The 2,251-nt window shown below is 62.4% G+C and carries 4 protein-coding genes and 1 pseudogene; 2 read left to right on the plus strand and 3 right to left on the minus strand.

From position 1 onward, the window contains the following. The first annotated feature begins 167 nt into the window (after window positions 1–167). Entirely contained in the window at window positions 168–1,151 is a 984-nt protein-coding gene (gene mbfA, locus EN879_RS32660) for an iron exporter MbfA (protein WP_013528652.1), read from the plus strand. Window positions 1,152–1,161: 10 nt separating this feature from the next. Here the strand turns inward: mbfA and EN879_RS32665 are convergent, their stop codons facing one another. The 3 genes from EN879_RS32665 to EN879_RS32675 all read right to left on the minus strand — a co-directional run bounded on the left by EN879_RS32665 (window position 1,162) and on the right by EN879_RS32675 (window position 2,115). Beyond that, a complete protein-coding gene (locus EN879_RS32665) occupies window positions 1,162–1,506 on the minus strand; it encodes an antibiotic biosynthesis monooxygenase (protein WP_013528651.1) in 345 nt (114 codons plus the stop codon). Next, window positions 1,503–1,835, minus strand: coding sequence for an NIPSNAP family protein (locus EN879_RS32670; RefSeq protein WP_013528650.1), 333 nt, complete (start codon window positions 1,833–1,835; stop codon window positions 1,503–1,505). The genes EN879_RS32665 and EN879_RS32670 overlap by 4 nt, the downstream gene beginning before the upstream one ends. Before the next feature lie 64 nt (window positions 1,836–1,899). Next, window positions 1,900–2,115: a DUF1127 domain-containing protein gene (locus EN879_RS32675; RefSeq protein ID WP_063169647.1), complete on the minus strand. Its 216-nt coding sequence runs from the start codon at window positions 2,113–2,115 to the stop codon at window positions 1,900–1,902. Window positions 2,116–2,183: 68 nt separating this feature from the next. Between EN879_RS32675 and EN879_RS40295 the strand changes: the two are divergent. After that, window positions 2,184–2,251 (plus strand): annotated as a pseudogene (locus EN879_RS40295) (transcriptional regulator); the annotation flags it as partial.

A 2,251-nucleotide genomic window follows, 5' to 3' on the forward strand; every position in this document is an offset into this window, starting at 1 on the left:
TCCTTGTTCTGGCTGGGTTGAATTATATAGGTGAACATTCACTGATAATGAAGGGGTCGGCCCGGCATGCGAGCTTCAACAATTCTTGACCGCGACCCAAGCGCGCAATTGACCGGAGGCACCTTGAGCCCTAGTTTAGAACTATTCTAAACTAGGGTGAATTCCTCATGCTTTCCCGTGTTTTCGGCTTCGGCCGCCGCCCCTTCGAATCGCTTTCCGAACAGGAGATCCTGGCGCTGGCCATTTCGTCCGAGGAGGATGACGGTCGCATCTATCGGGCCTATGCCGACGGCCTGACGGAAAACTTCCCGCAATCGGCAAAAGTGTTCGAGGAGATGGCCGAGGAAGAGGATGGCCATCGCGATTCGCTGATCGAGCTTTTCCGCAAGCGTTTCGGCGAGCGCATTCCGCTGATCCGGCGCGAACATGTGAAGGGCTATTACGAGCGCAAGCCCGACTGGCTGGTCCGGCCGCTCGGCATCGAGCACGTGCGCAGCCAGGCCGAGGCGATGGAGCGGCAAGCCTACCTTTTCTATGTCGAGGCTGCCAAGCGCACGGCGGATGCCTCGACGCGAAAACTGCTCGACGATCTGGCGGTGGCCGAACTGGGCCATGAGACACTGGCGCAGCGGCTGGAGCAGAAACATGTGCCGGGCGAAGTGAAGGATGAAGAGACCGCCGCCGAGCAGCGCCAGTTCATCCTCACCTATGTGCAACCAGGGCTGGCCGGGCTGATGGACGGATCGGTGTCCACACTGGCGCCGATCTTTGCTGCCGCCTTTGCCACGCATGACACCTGGCAGACGCTGCTGGTCGGGCTTGCCGCCTCGATCGGCGCCGGCATTTCGATGGGCTTCACCGAAGTCGCTTCAGACGACGGCAAGCTGTCGGGCCGCGGCTCGCCGCTCAAGCGCGGTCTGACCGTCGGCATCATGACGACGCTAGGCGGTCTCGGGCATGCACTCCCCTATCTCATTCCGCATTTCTGGACGGCGACCGGGGTTGCCGCGGTGGTGGTGTTCTTCGAATTGTGGGCGATCGCTTTTGTCCAGAACCGCTACATGCAGACGCCCTTCCTGCGCGCCGCCTTCCAGGTGGTGCTGGGCGGCGCCCTGGTGTTCGCGGCCGGCGTGCTGATCGGGAATGCGTGAGTAGCCTCACTCACCCATTCACCGCCCGACTGTCGGCCGGCGCCTCGTCCCTTTCCGTCAGCCCATAGTCCCTCACGACATGGGCGATGCGCAATCGGTAGCCGGCAAAGATGCCGCCGCGACCGGCCTTCTGCGCCTGCCGGTGTTCCTCGGTGTTGCGCCAGTCCTTCACGGCTTCCTCATCTCGCCAGAACGACAGCGACAGGATGCGGTTCGGATCGGCCAGGCTCTGAAAACGCTCGATGGAGAGAAAGCCGTCAATGCCGTCGAGCAGCGGACGCAGGTCCGCGGCGATGCTCAGATAGGCATCGCGCCGGCCCTCCGCCGGTTCGACCTCGAAGATGACGGCAATCACGGCAGCACCAGTTTCGCGTGCGGGCCTGAGGCCAGTTTCAGGAACATGCGATCCTCCTTCAGGATGAATCTCTCGCGTTTGGCGAACTCGTAGTTTGCCTTGCCGGCGGGATCGGCGGCAAGCCGGGCGCGATAGGCTTCGTAGGCGGCCAGGCTTTCGATGTTATAGGCCGCATAGGCGGTCGTCGCCGAGCCCTCATGCGGCGCGTAATAGCCGATCAGATCGGCGCCGCAGCGCGGAATGGCCTGACCCCAGTTGCGCGCATACTCCTCGAAGGCCGCCTTGCCGAACGGGTCGATCTCGTAGCGGATGAAGCAGGTGATGGTCATTGTGGTCTCCTCGGGGCTGCGTCAATAGTTTGAACGACATCGAAACGTCGTGCCGACTGGTCTGCTAGGGCTGCCAGAAGGACTTCGCGCATTCGCGGCGCACGTCTTGCCGCGTCAGGCCAAGGTCGCGCAGCTGATGGTCGTCGATCTCGGCAAGGTCGAGACGCTGCAGATGGCGGTCATACCAGCGGGCCAGCAGCCGCGAACGCAACCAGCTGACGAACGGGAAGAACCGACGGCTGTGGAGCGGGGCTGAGGGGAAAGCGGTTCGTGCGGCCATCGTCGTCTCCTTGATCTCACCGGAGAATAGTGATTATCTGACAAGAACGCTTCGATGAGGAACGAACTATGCGCGAAGGACCCGACATCGCCCGCATCGCCAGCCTGGTCGGCGACCCGGCACGGGCAAACATGCT

The organism is Mesorhizobium sp. M7A.F.Ca.AU.002.02.1.1 (assembly GCF_003998535.1).
Classification (GTDB): Bacteria; Pseudomonadota; Alphaproteobacteria; order Rhizobiales; family Rhizobiaceae; genus Mesorhizobium; species Mesorhizobium ciceri.